Source organism: Rahnella sp. CFA14(1/10), from assembly GCF_004195095.1.
GTDB lineage: Bacteria > Pseudomonadota > Gammaproteobacteria > Enterobacterales > Enterobacteriaceae > Rahnella > Rahnella perminowiae.
The window spans coordinates 155085-171664 of sequence record NZ_SEWS01000001.1 but is presented as its reverse complement, the minus strand read 5'-3'; the positions used below and the strand labels follow the sequence as shown (position 1 = coordinate 171664).

14 protein-coding genes, 1 tRNA gene and 1 other RNA gene are annotated in these 16580 nt (G+C 54.8%); 7 read left to right on the top strand and 9 right to left on the bottom strand.

From position 1 onward, the window contains the following. Complete coding sequence (locus EVX52_RS00830) at window positions 1-1029, top strand: ABC transporter ATP-binding protein (protein ID WP_129951629.1); 1029 nt, start codon at window positions 1-3, stop codon at window positions 1027-1029. After that, window positions 1029-1982 carry an ABC transporter ATP-binding protein gene (locus EVX52_RS00825; RefSeq protein ID WP_129990408.1) on the top strand — a complete coding sequence of 318 codons (954 nt, stop codon included), beginning with the start codon at window positions 1029-1031 and terminating at the stop codon, window positions 1980-1982. The genes EVX52_RS00830 and EVX52_RS00825 overlap by 1 nt, the downstream gene beginning before the upstream one ends. A gap of 27 nt (window positions 1983-2009) precedes the next feature. Here the strand turns inward: EVX52_RS00825 and dapF are convergent, their stop codons facing one another. From dapF to EVX52_RS00800, 5 genes are all read right to left on the bottom strand, one after another. Further along, window positions 2010-2849, bottom strand: a complete 840-nt coding sequence (gene dapF / locus EVX52_RS00820; protein ID WP_129990407.1) for a diaminopimelate epimerase — start codon at window positions 2847-2849, stop codon at window positions 2010-2012. Between the two features lie 647 nt (window positions 2850-3496). After that, window positions 3497-4423: an ROK family protein gene (locus tag EVX52_RS00815; RefSeq protein WP_129990406.1), complete on the bottom strand. Its 927-nt coding sequence runs from the start codon at window positions 4421-4423 to the stop codon at window positions 3497-3499. Then, a complete protein-coding gene (locus tag EVX52_RS00810) occupies window positions 4420-5286 on the bottom strand; it encodes an ABC transporter permease (RefSeq protein ID WP_129990405.1) in 867 nt (288 codons plus the stop codon). Before EVX52_RS00810 ends, EVX52_RS00815 begins: the two co-directional genes overlap by 4 nt. After that, entirely contained in the window at window positions 5286-6206 is a 921-nt protein-coding gene (locus tag EVX52_RS00805; RefSeq protein ID WP_129990404.1) for an ABC transporter permease, read from the bottom strand. The genes EVX52_RS00810 and EVX52_RS00805 overlap by 1 nt, the downstream gene beginning before the upstream one ends. Before the next feature lie 27 nt (window positions 6207-6233). Next, a complete protein-coding gene (locus EVX52_RS00800) occupies window positions 6234-7778 on the bottom strand; it encodes an ABC transporter substrate-binding protein (protein WP_129990403.1) in 1545 nt (514 codons plus the stop codon). A 235-nt stretch (window positions 7779-8013) separates the two neighbouring features. Here EVX52_RS00800 and EVX52_RS00795 point away from each other — a divergent pair, with 235 nt between their 5' ends. The 3 genes from EVX52_RS00795 to EVX52_RS00785 are packed head-to-tail and all read left to right on the top strand — an operon-like array spanning window position 8014 to window position 12433. Next, window positions 8014-9153 carry an ROK family transcriptional regulator gene (locus EVX52_RS00795; protein WP_129951622.1) on the top strand — a complete coding sequence of 380 codons (1140 nt, stop codon included), beginning with the start codon at window positions 8014-8016 and terminating at the stop codon, window positions 9151-9153. Between the two features lie 12 nt (window positions 9154-9165). Next, window positions 9166-10599 carry a M81 family metallopeptidase gene (locus tag EVX52_RS00790; RefSeq protein ID WP_129990402.1) on the top strand — a complete coding sequence of 478 codons (1434 nt, stop codon included), beginning with the start codon at window positions 9166-9168 and terminating at the stop codon, window positions 10597-10599. Between the two features lies 1 nt (window position 10600). Then, a complete protein-coding gene (locus EVX52_RS00785) occupies window positions 10601-12433 on the top strand; it encodes an ABC transporter ATP-binding protein (protein WP_129990401.1) in 1833 nt (610 codons plus the stop codon). 45 nt (window positions 12434-12478) lie between these two features. On the opposite strand, the gene EVX52_RS00780 is transcribed toward EVX52_RS00785, so the two are convergent. The 4 genes from EVX52_RS00780 to EVX52_RS00765 all read right to left on the bottom strand — a co-directional run bounded on the left by EVX52_RS00780 (window position 12479) and on the right by EVX52_RS00765 (window position 14306). Next, window positions 12479-12608, bottom strand: a non-coding RNA gene (locus tag EVX52_RS00780) — RtT sRNA. Window positions 12609-12651: 43 nt separating this feature from the next. Then, window positions 12652-12736: transfer RNA gene (locus EVX52_RS00775), tRNA-Tyr, on the bottom strand. A 213-nt stretch (window positions 12737-12949) separates the two neighbouring features. Continuing rightward, window positions 12950-13798: a formyltetrahydrofolate deformylase gene (gene purU / locus EVX52_RS00770; protein WP_129990400.1), complete on the bottom strand. Its 849-nt coding sequence runs from the start codon at window positions 13796-13798 to the stop codon at window positions 12950-12952. 43 nt (window positions 13799-13841) lie between these two features. Further along, window positions 13842-14306: a YchJ family protein gene (locus EVX52_RS00765; protein WP_129990399.1), complete on the bottom strand. Its 465-nt coding sequence runs from the start codon at window positions 14304-14306 to the stop codon at window positions 13842-13844. A 148-nt stretch (window positions 14307-14454) separates the two neighbouring features. On the opposite strand from EVX52_RS00765, the gene rssA reads away from it, so the two are divergent. Together rssA and rssB are read left to right on the top strand one after the other, a co-directional pair. After that, a complete protein-coding gene (rssA, locus tag EVX52_RS00760) occupies window positions 14455-15366 on the top strand; it encodes a patatin-like phospholipase RssA (protein WP_129951618.1) in 912 nt (303 codons plus the stop codon). A gap of 96 nt (window positions 15367-15462) precedes the next feature. Next, window positions 15463-16476 carry a two-component system response regulator RssB gene (gene rssB / locus EVX52_RS00755; protein ID WP_129951617.1) on the top strand — a complete coding sequence of 338 codons (1014 nt, stop codon included), beginning with the start codon at window positions 15463-15465 and terminating at the stop codon, window positions 16474-16476. The last annotated feature ends 104 nt before the right edge of the window (window positions 16477-16580 follow it).

Here is a 16580-nt window from a genome sequence, read left to right as displayed (position 1 = left end):
ATGACTGAACAATCCCGGACGCCGGTACTGGAAATCGACAATCTGCAACTGGTCTTTCCGGTGTACGGCGGTGAGGTGAAAGCGCTGAATCAGGTATCACTGTCGGTCAGTGCCGGAGAAATCGTCGGCGTGGTGGGTGAATCCGGCTCAGGTAAATCCGTCACGGCAATGATGGCGATGCGTCTGCTGCCGCCCGACGGCTTTACTGTCACCGGCGGCACGTTACGCATGCTCGGTACTGATGTGGTTCAGGCCACGGAAGAACAGATGCGTACCTTACGCGGCGCGCGGGTGGCGATGATCTTTCAGGAGCCGATGAATGCGCTAAATCCGACGCGTAAAATCGGCCGTCAGATGTGTGAAGTCATCTGTCTGCATCAGAAAATCAGCAAGACACAGGCATGGCAAAAAGCCGTCGGCCTGTTACAGGATATGCAGATTGCCGATGCGGAGCAGATAATGTCACGCTACCCGTTTGAGCTTTCAGGAGGGATGCGCCAGCGTGTGTTGATCGCTATGGCCTTTTCCTGCGAACCGGAGCTGATTATCGCCGACGAACCGACTACTGCGCTGGATGTCACCGTGCAGCGGCAGGTATTGCGTTTACTCCAGCGCAAAGCCCGCGCCAGCGGCACGGCGGTCTTATTTATCACGCACGATATGGCCGTCGTGTCACAGCTTTGTGACCGGGTTTATGTGATGTACGCCGGGCATGTGATCGAAAGCGGCACGACAGCGGATGTGATCGACACGCCGTCGCACCCGTATTCCATCGGTTTATTGCAGGCCGCACCTGAAAACGGTGAGCCACGCAGTCTGCTTAAAGCCATTCCCGGCACCGTGCCGAATCTGGCAAAACTGCCGCAGGGCTGCGCGTTTCGCGGGCGCTGCGATCATGCCGATGAGCATTGCATCGAGACACCGGCGCTGGCTTCACTGCCGCACTTCCCGCAGCAATCCGTGGCCTGCTGGCATCCGCAACGCCGTGCCGGTGACATCTACATCCAACGTATTGAGGAGCATTCCTGATGATTGCTGAGGCACTGGTTGAACTGCAGGACGTGCGTGTACGGTTTCCCGCAAGCTATAACTGGCGCGGTAAACCGACCGGTTATGTGCACGCGCTGAACGGGCTGGATCTCAATATTATCCGCGGCGAAACCTTAGGTATTGTCGGTGAATCCGGTTGCGGGAAAAGCACGCTGGCGCAGTTGCTGATGGGGCTGCAAAAGCCCAGCAGCGGTGAAGTGCATCGCGCACGCCATGACAATTCCTGGTTCGGCTCCGGTATGCAAATGGTGTTTCAGGATCCGCAATCGTCGCTGGACCCGCGCCTGCCGGTCTGGCGGATCATTACCGAACCGGTGTTTGTGCAAAAACACAACAGCAGCCGGGAACGCCGTGAACTGGCCGCTACGCTGGCGGAGCAGGTGGGTATCCGCAGGGAATACCTCGACCGTCTGCCGCATGCGTTTTCCGGCGGCCAGCGTCAGCGTATCTCCATTGCCCGTGCGCTGTCCTCAGAGCCGGACATCATCGTGCTGGATGAACCGACCTCGGCGCTGGATATTTCGGTGCAGGCACAAATCCTCAATTTGCTGGTGGAACTGCAACGCCAGCGTAATCTCACCTATGTGCTGATTTCTCATAACGTTTCCGTTATCCGCCATATGAGTGACCGTGTCGCCGTGATGTATCTCGGGCAAATCGTTGAACTGGGGACGGCGGAAAACGTCCTGTCAGAGCCACAACATCCCTACACCCGTTTGTTGCTCGATTCGGTTCCCCGTGCCGGACGTCAGCTTGATGAAGGGATAGTCGATAGAAAAGGGGAATTACCGGGCAACCGCAACCTGCCAATGGGATGTTATTTCCGCGAACGTTGCCCGCTGGCCGGAGACGGTTGTCAGATGCCGCAGGATTTGGTGTGCGGTCCAAACGGCGTGGTGGCGAGGTGTCACCGGGTGATGCCCGGGCAGTAAGACCGGGAAGTTCAGCTGGTCAAAACGCTACCCCGGCATATCCCGGAAACAGTCACTATCAAGAGTCACAGTGGCGATTTTCTGCACCGGCCCGCGCATGTTGACCTGAAAATCGCCGCTGAAACGGATGGCGAGTTCACCGCCGGGCATCTGCACGGTAACCGTGTCGTCCACCAGCCCGAGCTTGCGCATTGCGCTGGCCGCCGCACAACTGCTGCTGCCGGAAGCCAGCGTATACCCCGCGCCCCGTTCCCAGATGCCGATGCGGATAGTATTGCGATCAATGACTTGCACGAACTGCACGTTGGTACGTTTCGGAAAAATCGCCAGCGTTTCAATTTCAGCACCGAGCTGCCTGACCAAATCCAGATCCAGCTTTTCCACCCGGATCACACAGTGCGGATTGCCCATCGACACCAGCGTTGCGCTGAGATTGTGCCCGCCAGCCACCAGCGGTAACGCGAGAGCTTCATCGCCTTCAACCGTTGCGGGTAACGCGGCTGGCGAGAATTTTGCCTGCCCCATATCCACAATCACCTGATGTGCGTATGCGGTGACTTCACAGCGCACCTGTCCGCCTGAGGTATTCACCAGAAACGGTTCATGCCCCGTGCGACCAATATCAAACAGATAGCGGGCGTAAATACGCAGGCCGTTACCGCTTTTTTCGGCTTCAGAACCGTCGGGATTAATAATGCGCAGGAAGGGAATGTCAGCACCGTCGTTGTCGATCAGCAAACCGTCAGAACCTATCCCGTAATGGCGGTCGCAGATGCGCCGGATTTGCTGATGGCTGAGCAGGGCGGCGACGCTGTGATGGCAGACCAGATAATCATTACCCAGTCCGTGATAGCGGTGAAAAATCATAATGATATTCCCTGCATATTTAAAATTGATGTGAACAGCTTTAATAGGAAACATTACCAAATATAGCGTGTAAGGTGAGTCCGATGTAAGTTTCGGTTTCTCAATAACGGTTATCACACGGCCTTTCGCGCCGAAACCGACCAGAGGGGAAAGGCTTTTCCCCTCTGAACTCCCCTCGCTTTTTCAAACACGTGATCCACGGGTTGGCTATGTTTCAGGTATCACTGTGACAGGCTGGAAATCTTGTCGCTGCGCGATGCCTTCACTCGGTCCTGAAGCCATAGGTCTTCAGGCCGCTCCGTTCAGCAAGATTTCTGAATCGCCTTTGGCTTTTTTAAAAGACAAAATCACAAGCAGTGAGGTTACGTCCTATAAGGTTGAGGCCGGTTCCAAAATAACGCCGGAGGGAGAGGTGTAAAGCCGCGCGTCTTTTTGCGCGGGTTGTAACCCGACGGGAGGGCACCGCGCAGCGGCGGGATTTTGCGGCAATCACCACGCTCGCTGAAACATAGCCTCCAGCGAAGCGCGCAGTAAAAGAGCCCGGGATTCTCAAGGGTGGTGGCGATAAGCCACCCTTGAGGCCGGTGTGGGTGGCAACCCATGACCTTGATTTTGATTTTGAATTTAAAAGAGGCCGGAAGGGCTCATCATTCCATCCTCCCCAGCACCGATGCCCCCACCAGGCCGCCGTCGGTCAGGAATTTACCCGGTATCAGCAGCGGTTCGGCGTAGTTGTGCAGTACACCGCCACGTACTTTTACATCCAGCGCGGCGATAAGTTCAGTGGCAGACGCCAGCCCGCCACCCGCGACGATCCGCGCAGGGCCGAGGATATTGACCAGCAAGGCCAGCGGTTCGGCAACCAGTTCCAGCCAGGCGTTAACGGTCAGCGAACTGCCAGGATCCCCGTTCAGCCAGCCAGTCATAATGTCCAGACTGGTATTTTCCTGATGGTGAAAATGTTGATGCAAACGTTCCATACCGCGCGCACCGCCGAGCATATCGAGGCAGCCGGTCTGGCCGCAGCCACATTTCAGGCGCGGAATGGGGTAATTTTTGCCGTCAATCGTCAACTCCGTGCGGGTAATCGCACCGTGGCCCCATTCGCCGGTAACGCCACCGTGGCCGCGTACCAGCTGGCCGTTGATCACCAGACCCCCGCCGACGCCGGTACCTAAAATAATCGCCGCCACGACGGGTTGATTTTGTGCGTTTCCTGCATGGGCTTCGGCAAGGGCAAAACAGTCGGCATCGTTGGCGGCAGTGACCGGACGGTCAAGCGCCGCGCTCAGATCTTTCGCCAGTGAATGACCGGTAAAGGCCGGAATATTGGTTGCGAGCATTTCGCCGGTTTGTGGCGAAACTAATCCTGCGGTGGAAATAGCCAGCGGCGTGCATGCCGGCAAATCAGCGCCATATCTGTCGATCAGTTGTTGTATCGCGTCGGCGAAATCCTGCCATGAGGCGACGGGTGTGGGCACTTTGCCGCATTCTTCTACTTTGCCTGAATAACGTGAAACACCAAATTTAATAAACGAACCGCCGATATCGGCGCAAAAAACGGCAGAACTCATGAGCGTGTGTCCAGTAAATCTCGCAGCCCGTCGCCAAGTACGTTAAAACCAAGCACGGTCAGCATAATGGCCAGACCCGGGAACAGCGAAAGGTAAATATTTATGCCGAGGAAGTTCCGGCCATCGCTCATCATGGTACCCCATTCCGGCATCGGCGGCTGTACGCCAAGCCCCAGAAATGACAGGCTGGCCGCTGCGAGGATCACCGTACCTGCGGTCAGCGTCGATTGCACGATAATCGGCCCGATAGCGTTGCGCAGAATATAATGCACGATGATGCGGTAATTCGACAAGCCCAGCGCCTGCGCGGCTTCCACGTATTCCATCTGCTTTAAACCCAGCGTCAGGTTACGGCTCAGACGGGCATACACCGGTATGGCAAACAGTGAAATGGCGATCAGTAAATTCACCAGTCCGCCGCCGAGAATACTGACCACCAGAATGGCCAGCACGATGCCCGGAAAGGCAAACAGCATGTCCATAAACCACATAATAATCATGTCAGTATATCGCCCCGCCATGCCGGCAATAATCCCCAGCGGAATGCCGATGATCATCGCCAGACCGACGCTCAGCACCACTTCGATAATCGAAATCCTCGCACCATAAATCACCCGCGCGAAGATATCGCGGCCGTAATCATCGGTACCGAACCAGTGATCGGCACTGGGTGAAAGCAGGGTATCAATCAGGTCTTGTGCGTACGGGTCATGACGGACAATCAAGGGGGCGAACAGTCCCATCAGCACGATCAGGCTGACAATAAATCCGCCGAGAGCCACGGCAGGATGTCGCCATAACCAGCGGAAAAACCGCAGCGTACGCGGTTTGCGACGGGGTAATTGCGTGATAAAGGCAGACATCAATCAAACCTTATTTTTGGATTCAGGAAAGCGATCAGCAATTCACCGAGCAGGTTCATGACCACCACGCCGCAGACGGCGACCAGTGCCACGCCCTGAATAACCGGGTAATCACGGTAGCGTACGGAATCCACCAGCAGGCGGCCGATACCCGGCCAGTTAAAGACGGATTCGGTGACAACTGCCCCGCCAATCAGGCTGCCGAAATTGAGCGCCACGATAGTGACAATCGGGATCAATGCATTGCGGAATGCATGGCTGCAATACACAGTGGTGGCGGACAACCCTTTGGCGCGCGCGGTACGGATATAATCCTCCGACAAGACATCCAGCATGCTCGAACGCGTCATACGCGCCATGACCGCCATCGGTAAAACGGCCAGCGTGACTGAGGGAAGAATATAGCTTTTCCATGAAGTGGCACCGAGCAACGGCAGCCAGCCAAGCGTGACCGAGAAAGTGTTCATCGCCATCAGCCCCAGCCAGAAGTTGGCGACAGAGGCACCGGCAATGGCCAGTAACATTACGCCAAAATCAGGCCAGCGGTTGCGGTAAACTGCACCTATCATGCCCGCAGGAACGCCCACCGCCACTGCCAGAAAATACGCCAGCACGGCCAGCATCAGCGTATACGGCATCCGCTCAGCGATTTCCTGTGTGACCTGCTGTTGCGACTGCAACGAGACGCCGAGATTGCCTTGCAACACTTCCCCGGCAAAATGCACATATTGCGTCACCAGCGGCTGATCCAGCCCGAGGCGCACACGCATGGCATCCACCGCTTCCTGCGTCGCTTCAGGCCCGGCCATCAGACGCGCCGGATCGCCCGGCAGCGCGCGGATAGACACAAAAATCAGCATCGATACCCCGATCAGAATGATCGGGAAAGCGATGAGTTTTTTGGCAAGATAGGCTTTCATGGCGCTTTTCCACTGTAAATGCCGCGGTTATTTTTTCTGTGCATCTTTCACCACAATTTGACCACCGGGTATCATTGTGACGCCTGAAATATGCGTACCGGTAGCGTACAAATCATTCTGGTAATACAACAGAACCTGCGGTGCCTGCTGATTAATTTCTTTCTGAGCGTCAACGTAAATCGCGTTACGGGTATTTTCATCCAGCGTAGAAGCCGCTTTGTCTAACATGTCGTCCAGTTTTGCATCACTGAAGAAGCCCAGATTCGCGCCGCCCGGTGCGAAGCTTTTGCTGTAGTAAAGCGGACGAAGTTGCAGATCTGCGCCGTTCGCGCCGGAAGACCATGACGCCAGCACCGCGCCGGTGTTATCGGCCTTTTTACCCGCCTGATCGGCAAACGCGGCTTTGGTCCACACGCCGCTTTCCATAATCCGCACATCAAGTTTCACGCCGATTTTTGCCCACATGCTTTGCAGCACCTGACCGATACGGGCGTCCTGCCCTTGTACGGCAATCGACATCGTGAAACCGTCGGGTACACCGGCTTCTTTGAGTAATGCTTTGGCTTTTGCCAGATCCAACGGATACGGATCCAGCGTTTTGTCATAACCGGCGGTCACCGGTGCCAGCGGGGAATTCGCCGGTTGTGCGAAGCCCGACATAATGGCGCGCACCAGTCCGTCGCGGTCCGTGGCGTAGTTCAGTGCCTGACGCACGCGGACATCGCTCAGCGGTTTGAGGTCGGTATTCAGCGCGACCCAGAACACGGCCGCTCCCGGGCTTTCATGCAAACTGAATTTCGGATTGTTTTTCAGTACACGGGCAAATTGCGGAGGCACCGGGTTGATGACGTCGGCTTCACCGGCCTGCAACGCCATGTTCATCACCGAAGGCTCTGCGCTCCAGGTCCATTTGATGTCGTCCGGCCCGGCGGCTTTATCGCCCCAGTAGCCCGGATATTTTTCTTCCAGCACGAATTCGCCGGTTTTGTATTGCACCATTTTGTACGGACCGGTGCCGACTGCTTTGCTGTCCAGCGTGCCGGTTTTATCTGCCGCCGGACTGACCATCAGACAGGCGCCGGTGGTCAGTAAATTGAGGAAAGCCGGATAGGGTTTTTTAAGTCTGAACACCACCGTGGAGTCATCGGTTTTGGTCACGCTGTCAAGGAAGGTACGCAGACGTCCGCTGGCGGCCAGCCCGCGTTTGGTATCGAGATGACGGGCAAAGTTGGCGACGACGGCGTCGGCGTTAAACGGTGTGCCGTCGTGGAATGTGACACCGCTGCGCAGTTTGAATGTCCACACCAGGCCGCTTTCATCGCTGCTCCATGACGTTGCCAGAGCCGCTTCCGGTTTGAGTTGTGGCGACATGCGCAACAGACCTTCGTACATCGGGTCGAGTACCGTGCCGGTAAACGTCGCGGTCTGGTTGCCCGGATCCATGCTACGCGGTGCTTCGTTCTGCATCACGTTCAGCGTGGCGGCAAAAACCGGCAGCGAAAGCGCGGCGAGAAGTGCGCTGCTCAGCAGCGATAACTGCACGGGACGCCGGATGTAATGGGTAATCTTCATGTTCTGCCCTCTGCGTGAAAAAGCGGATTAAATGGCTCTGATTTATTCTGCCGGTTCGGTAAAACGCCGGTTTTAATGACAGTTTGTTTTAACAAACAGATTTAACAAATAGTTCATATGAAATACTTATATCCAAACATTTAGTTTAATTTGTGAACTAATTAGCATTGATATATCCATTTCTACCGTTTAATGTCAATGCAGATGAGCGAAAACTGAGAGCGCCAAAACGAATATGCTAACAACTTTGCAACGTCAGATTTTGGGTGCAGTGAATGCCGCAGGCGGTTTAAGCCGTACCGAACTGGCGCAGTTCTCAGGGATGAGTAAAGCGGCCATCGGTGGCGTGGTACGCGAGATGATTGAGGCCGGTTTCCTGCATGAGGCGGAAACGGTGCCGGGCAGCGGGCAGGGGAGACCTTCCGTGCGTCTGGTCGTCCATCCTGACGGCGCGTGGTTTGCCGGGGTATCTTTGCTGCAAAATCCGGCGCAGATGGCGCTGATTAATCTGCATGGCGAAATACTGTCACGTGTGTCGTTCGCGGCCGGTACGGATCCTCAACAACTGGCGGCGAATATCGCCAGCGCATTACCGGTATTGCTCGGGCCACATCCCGAAGCGGCGAAAAAGCTGGTCGGGCTCGGTGTGACACTATCCGGACTGATTGATGAACATCAGTCAACCTGCGTGCAGTCGGCATTGCTGGGCTGGCGGGATGTGCCGCTGGCGAAGCTGATTTCACAGGCGACCGGCATGGACGTGGCGATTGAAAATGATGCCAAAGCGCTGGCGGTGAGCGAAAAAAGCTTCGGTCAGGCGCGGGATCTGAGCAGCTTTACGCTGGTCAGTCACGGCGCGGGGATTGGCAGCGCACATTTCATCGCCGGGCAGTTGCATCGGGGGTTACACGGCGGAGCAGGGGAAATCGCGCACTGCACGCTGGAGCTGAACGGTTCGCCGTGTCGCTGTGGCAAGCGGGGTTGCCTTGATACGTTAGCCTCACTCAATGCCATTGCCGACATGGCTAAAGCCGAAGGGCTGGAGGTCACCACCATCGGCGGGCTTGAACAACTGGCGATGCAGGGTCAGAGTGCGGCGATCCGCATTTTGCACCGTGCGGGTTCTGCGCTCGGCTTAGCGATATCGCACCTGATTCAAATCAATGATCCGGATTTGATCCTGATTGCACATCAGGACGCCGATTTTTCCGGGCTGTTTGGCACGGTTATGCATCAGTCCGTTGAAGCCAACGTCTTGCCGGGCAATGCCGGTAAAACGCCCGTCCGCACTTTTACCCTAAACGACGACACCTGGGCGCGCGCGGCAGCAAGCATTGCTGCCCACCGCTTTCTGGTCGGTCTGAAGCCTGTCTGAGGAATGAGCAATATGCGTATAGCTGTCAGCGGTATCCACATTGAATGCAGTACTTACAATCCGGTGCTTAACGAGGAAAAGGATTTCACTGTCGTGCGGGATGCGCAGTTGCTGGCGTCACCGCGCTTTCGTTTTTTACAGGACTATCCGGCCACCTTTTTACCGACCATTCACGCCCGTGCTATCGCCGGCGGACCGGTAGCCCGTGCCACTTACGATAAATTCAAAGCGGAAATGCTGGCAGGGCTGGAAGCGCAAAAACCGTTTGACGGCGTGTATCTGGCGATGCACGGCGCGATGTATGTTGAAGGATTAGAAGATGCTGAAGGTGACTGGATTGCTGCGGCGCGCAAAGCAGTCGGGCCTGATTGCCCGATCAGTGTCAGTTACGATCTGCACGGGAATGTCTCACAGCGCATTATTGACGCCATTGATATGTTTTCGACCTACCGCACCGCGCCGCATATTGATGTGGAAGAAACCATGCGCCGTTCTGTCGCCATGCTGGTGAAGCATCTGCAAAGTGGCGTGAAACCAACATTGCTGTGGGTGCCGGTACCGGTAGTGTTGCCAGGTGAGCGGACCAGCACGGAAGATGAACCGGCGAAAAGTTTATACGCCCGCCTGCCGGAAATGGATGAAGTGGAAGGCGTCTGGGACAGTTCGCTGATGGTCGGTTACGTGTGGGCGGATGAGCCGCGTGCGACCGCCGCCGTAATCATGACCGGGACCGACCGCACCGTGCTGGAACAGCAGGCCACGCAACTGGCACAGGCTTACTGGGACGCCCGTGAAGATTTTGTGTTTGGCTGTGAAACCGACACCGTGGAAGCCTGTGTGAAAAAGGCCATTGCCAGTGAAACGCGGCCGGTGGTGCTGGCGGATTCCGGCGATAATCCGACCGGCGGTGGCGTTGGCGATCGCGCCGATGTGTTGCAGGAGCTGATCAAACAGTATGCGCAGAATACGATTGTGGCCGGTATTGCCGATGCCCCGGCCACCGACGCGGCATTCAATGCCGGTGTCGGATCAACACTGATGCTGACACTCGGCGCGTCACTCGATCATTCCAGCCCGCAGGTGAAAGGCGAATTCGACGTTATCTTCCTGCTCGATGCACTGACTCCGGCTGACCGTCAGGCGGTACTTCGTATCGGCGGGATTGACGTGGTCGTTTCGGCGCGTCGTCGCCCCTATCACAACATCAGCGATTTCACCGTGCTGGGACTGGATCCGTATACCGCAGATATTGTTGTTGTTAAATCCGGCTATCTGTCGCCGGAACTGGCCCCGCTTGCCAGCCCGAATCTGATGGCGCTGTCTAACGGCGTGGTCGATCAGTTTGTCGAACGCCTGCCGCGCCTGCGCAAACCGCGTAAAACCTTCCCGTTTGACCGTAACTTCAGCTACGCGCCGCAGGTGCAGCTTTCTTCCAGGAGCAAATGAAATGAACCCGACCCGCGGACAACCGGAAAACCGTCAGCCCGTGCTGAGCGTGAAACATCTCACTACCTCATTTCGCGGCGAAGACGACTGGTTGCCGGTGGTACGTGATTTGTCGTTTGATGTCTATCCCGGCGAGACGCTGGCGATCGTCGGCGAATCCGGCTCGGGGAAAAGCGTGACATCGCTGTCGGTGATGCGTTTGCTTAAAGCGCAGGGCAGTAAAATTGAAGGTGAAGTCTGGCTGAATCAGCGCAGTTTGCTGGCGCTTTCTGATAAGCAGATGCGCGATATCCGGGGCAACGACATGGCGATGATTTTTCAGGAGCCGATGACGTCGCTGAATCCGACATTCAGTATCGGCAGACAAATCGCGGAAAGCCTCAAACGGCACCGGGGCATGTCATCCGCTCAGGCGCGGGCGGAAACCCTGCGTTTGCTGGAGAAAGTCAGGATCCCGAATGCCAACGCGCGTTTCGACGAGTATCCGCATCAGTTTTCCGGCGGTATGCGTCAGCGCGTGATGATTGCGATGGCACTGGCGCTGAAACCTAAGCTACTGATCGCCGATGAACCCACGACGGCGCTGGATGTGACGATTCAGGGGCAAATTCTGGATCTGATTAAAACGTTGCAGGAAGAAGAAGGGATGGCGGTGTTGTTTATCACGCATGATATGGGCGTGGTGGCTGAAATCGCAGACCGCACGCTGGTGATGTATCGCGGTGAGGCGGTGGAAAGCGGGGTCACGGAGGAGATTTTTCATCGCCCGCAGCATCCTTATACCCGCGCTTTGCTGGCCGCCGTACCGAAACTCGGGTCGATGCAGGGGCGTGCCTGGCCGTTGCGTTTCCCGCAAATTAATTTGCAAACCGGTGAAACACGCGAGCCAACGGAAGTGGCAGAAACGGTCGGTTCGGGGCTGACGCCATTGCTCTCGGTGAAAAATCTCAGTGCACGTTTTCCGGTGTATGGCGGCATATTTAGCCGTCAGGTTGGGGCGGTTCACGCGGTAGAAAATATCAGCTTTGATTTATATCCGGGTGAAACGCTGTCGCTGGTCGGGGAATCCGGTTGCGGAAAATCGACGACCGGACGTGCGGTAACACGGCTGCTGAAACCACACAGCGGTGCAATTGATTTCGACGGTTTTGATGTAATGAATCTGGGCCGGCGCGATATTTTACAGATGCGGCAGCGCATTCAGATGATATTTCAGGATCCGTTTGCCAGCCTGAATCCGCGTATGCGCATTGGTGACGCGCTGATCGAACCTATGTTGCAACATAAACTGCATAACCGCAGCGATGCAAAAGAGAAAGCCGCGTCGTTGCTGCAAAAAGTCGGATTGTCGCCGGATATGTTGCGTCGTTTTCCGCATGAGTTTTCCGGTGGTCAGCGCCAGCGAATTTGTATTGCGCGCGCACTGACGCTCGATCCAAAAGTGATTGTCGCCGATGAATCGGTATCCGCGCTGGATGTGTCGGTGAAAGCGCAGGTGGTGAATTTGTTGCTCGATTTGCAGGAAAGCATGCATCTTTCCTACCTGTTTATTTCGCACGATATGGCAGTGGTCGAGCGGGTGAGCCATCGCGTGGCGGTGATGTATCTGGGTGAGATTGTAGAGATCGGCCCGCGCGCAGCGATATTTGATAATCCGCAGCATGCGTATACACGAAAATTAATGGCGTCAGTGCCGGTACCTGATCCGTCGCGCAGAATGCTGAAACGGCAAATGCAGGTCGATGAGCTGAAAAGCCCGGTGCGTGATAACGGCTACATTCCGCCACAACGGCAATATCAGGAAGTGTCAGCAGGACATTTTGTTCAGGTTTGACGGGTAATGCTCAGCCTGGTGGGAAACGAAGGGGACTTTTGAAGATGGTGGTGGGGGAAGGATGACTCGGCCTGTGGCCTCGCCCTGCGGGTCGTTGCTGCGCAACGCTGTCTCGCTTCGCTCGGCTCAAACCTTCGGGTCGAAGATTCTCTATCCTTCCCGATTTGTATTTTTATTTTAGTTTGGAATTTTCGGAAGAAGCGGGAATATCTTGAAGATGGTGGTGGGGGAAGGATTCGAACCTTCGAAGTCGATGACGGCAGATTTACAGTCTGCTCCCTTTGGCCGCTCGGGAACCCCACCACAATTTTTGTGGCATTTACTACATACTTTCTGGCCAAAACCATCATGTGCTACATGGATGATTTTTGTCGCTGCAGCGGTTAGCTGCGAACGGGGCGCATAATACCAAATGGTTCGGGGCTGTAAAGCGCTGAAAGCGATAATAAAGTTTGTTTGCGGGTTTTTTGTTCTTAACGGTGCTTCTCTGAACGAAAAGCACCGTCACAAGGCGGATTACAGAATGACAGTGCGGTTGCCGTAAACGAAGACACGTTGCGCCAGTACGCGGTATAACGCGCGGCTAAGCACATTTTTCTCCACATCGCGCCCGGCACGCATCATATCTTCTGCGGTATAAGTATGATCGACGTTAATCACGTCCTGCATGATGATCGGACCCTCATCCAGGTTATCATTCACGTAATGCGCGGTGGCACCAATCAGTTTCACGCCGCGCTCGTACGCCTGATGATACGGGCGGGCACCAATAAATGCCGGCAGGAATGAGTGGTGTATGTTGATCACCTGATGCGGATAATGTTGCACAAAGCCCGGCGTCAGCACACGCATGTATTTAGCCAGCACCACATAATCCGGCTGATACTGATCAATTTGCGCAATCATCGCGCTGTCATGCTGTTCGCGGCTCAGGCCGTCATGGCTGACCAGATGGAACGGAATATCGAAGCGCTCAACCAGCGTTTGCAGGGTATCGTGGTTACCGATCACAGCGGCGATTTCGACATCCAGACCACCGTAAGCGGCTTTCATCAGCAGATCGCCCAGACAATGGGCTTCTTTGGTCACCAGGATCACGATACGGCGGCGGCCGGTGCTGTTCAGTTCACGCACGGAGCCCGCTGGCAGCGCACTGTCGAGATCAGCCAGCAATGTGGTGTCATTGAAAATCCCTTCCAGCTCGGTACGCATAAAGAAGCGCCCGGTGCGGTGATCGACGAATTCATTGTTCTGCACGATATTAAGTTCGTGCTTGTAGCAAATGTTGGTGATTTTGGCGATCAGACCTTTTGCGTCAGGGCAAATGGTGCGTAATACCTTGGTTTGTACGTTCTGTTGCGGCATGAGGGTGTGGATCCTGTCCAAGACTTAAAATAATACGGTTGAATTATTTACCGCAGCACTTCTTATATTTTTTACCCGATCCGCACGGGCAGGCGTCATTGCGGCCTGTCTGCGGTTTAATTCCGTCGATATAGTACCAGCGTTCGTTCAAACGAAGAAATCGCGAACGCTCGTGGATCAGATGAATATGTTCATCGCCGGTTTCGGTAAACCGCGCGGCAAACTCAACAAAACCTTCATCTGCATGACGCCCGTCTGACTGGCCGATGACCTGCAAACCGCGCCAGTGGGTAGTGGTGAAGCCTTCCTGTAAACTGTTGCGCCATTGCTCTGCTTGACAATCCGGGTGCCAGGTGGCGATCAGATAACTCGCATTTTTCAGGACATAGGCGGTGTAACGCGAGCGCATCAGCGCAGACGGTGTCGGCGCCACTTTACGCTCAGCGATGTATGGCTGGCAGCACTCTTCGAAGGAAAGGCTGCTGCAACATGGGCAAAGTTCTGACACGGAAACTCCTGCATCTCAGGGCTAATACATTTAACAACGCAGGTTGCGCTATTGAATGCACCAAACTGATATGTTACCTAACAAACTCGCCGGGTGACAATGCGCTTGCCCGCTGATTCTAACGCGATGTGCAATATAAGGTCATCAGATGAGCAGAAAAGTCACCATTGGTCTTGCCCTCGGCTCAGGAGCCGCGAAAGGGTGGGCGCACATCGGTGTGATTAATGCCCTGAAAGAAATGGATATCGACGTCGATGTCGTGGCGGGTTGTTCGGTCGGTGCACTGGTCGGCGCAGCCTATGTCAGTGACAGATTGCCGGCAATAGAAAACTGGGTTCGTTCGTTCAGTTACTGGGATGTGCTGCGGCTGATGGATTTTTCCTGGAAGCGCGGAGGATTATTGCGCGGAGAGCGTGTATTCAATGCCGTGGGGCAGTTAATCCGCATTGATGAGTTTGAAAAGTGCTCGAAGAAGTTTGGCGCAGTGGCCACCAATCTGAGCACCGGCCGCGAACTGTGGCTGACAAAAGGGGATTTGCATGAGGCTATCCGCGCCTCATGCAGTATGCCCGGGCTGCTGGCACCGGTCTGGCATAACGGTTACTGGCTGGTTGACGGGGCGGTAGTGAATCCTGTGCCGGTTTCGCTGACCCGCGCGCTTGGCGCGGATATCGTTATCGCCGTCGATCTTCAGCACGACGCGCATCTGATGCAGCAAGATTTGCTGACGGTACAACCGACAGGCGAAGCACTGGATACTGAGACAGAAGTAAGCTGGCGTGACAGAATACGCCAGCGTTTAACCCGGCCAAATGCCCGAAAACCTAACGTCAGCCCCTCGGCTATGGAAATAATGTCTACGTCCATTCAGGTGCTGGAAAACCGGCTCAAGCGTAACCGCATGGCAGGCGACCCGCCGGATGTGCTGATCCAGCCTTATTGTCCGCAAATCTCAACGCTGGATTTTCATCGGGCGGAAGAAGCGATCGAGGCCGGGCGTCTTGCCGTTGAAAAACAGAGAGATCAGTTGCTGCCCCTGATTAAAAATAGACAGTTCTGAATGGCTTAAAATGTGTTTGGCCTAATCTGACAATTCTGCCAAGCAAAAACAGGCTTTATGAGCCACTATTAGAATAAGAAATACTGGGGGACCCTGATGGACAAGCCACTTACAAGCAAGCATATTCTCATCGTTGAAGACGAAGCCGTTTTCCGATCTATACTTGCCGGCTATGTAAGTTCCCTGGGTGCGACATTCACGGAAGCCGAAAATGGCCTTGAGGCTTTGTCTCTGGTCGAAGATTACCCGCCTGACCTGATCCTCTGCGATTTAGCGATGCCTGAGATGGGAGGGATGGAGTTCGTCGAAAACCTGCGATTACAGGGGAGTAAAATCCCTGTTCTGGTGATTTCCGCCACTGATAAAATGACAGATGTTGCATCAATGCTGCGACTCGGTGTGGAAGATGTCCTCCTCAAACCCATAAACGATCTTAACCGGTTACGCGAGGCGTTACTTTCTTCTTTATACCCGAAGCTTTTTTCATCACAGGCGATGGAGGAAAGCTCACTGGTTCAGGACTGGGAAGCGCTGTGCCGGAATCCCAACGAAGCACAGCGCTTGTTGCAGGAATTACAGCCACCCGTTCAGCAGAAGCTGGCGCATTGCCGCATCAATTACCGGCAACTGACGTCAGCAGAAAGTCCGGGGCTGGTGCTGGATATCGCCGCGCTTTCTTCCAAAGATCTCGGTTTCTATTGTCTGGATGTGACCCGGGCCAACGAGAATGGGGTACTGGCTGCACTCTTGCTGCGGGCTATTTTTAACAGCTTATTACGTGAGCACTTAAGTGATCAGCATCAGCGGTTACCGCAAATGTCGACGCTGCTTAAACAGGTCAATCATTTATTCAAGCAGGCAAATCTCGACGGACAATTCCCATTATTGCTGGGCTATTATCATGCCGAGTATAAGAATCTCATTCTGGTTTCAGCGGGATTACATGCCACAGTCAATACCGGCACCAATATGATCCAGCTTAGCAATGGTGTGCCGCTCGGCACCACCGGCGCCACATACTCCAATCAAATCAGTCAGAAATGTGATGCCTGGCAATGTCAGGTCTGGGGTTCGGGTGGGCGTCTGAGATTAATGCTGTCTGCTGATTGAGCAAATCTATTACTATTGATAATAATTTATTAATAATCCTGAGCATTTTCCCCGCACGATGTTTTACCTTCATACATTATTTCAATCTTCTAAGACGTATCTCA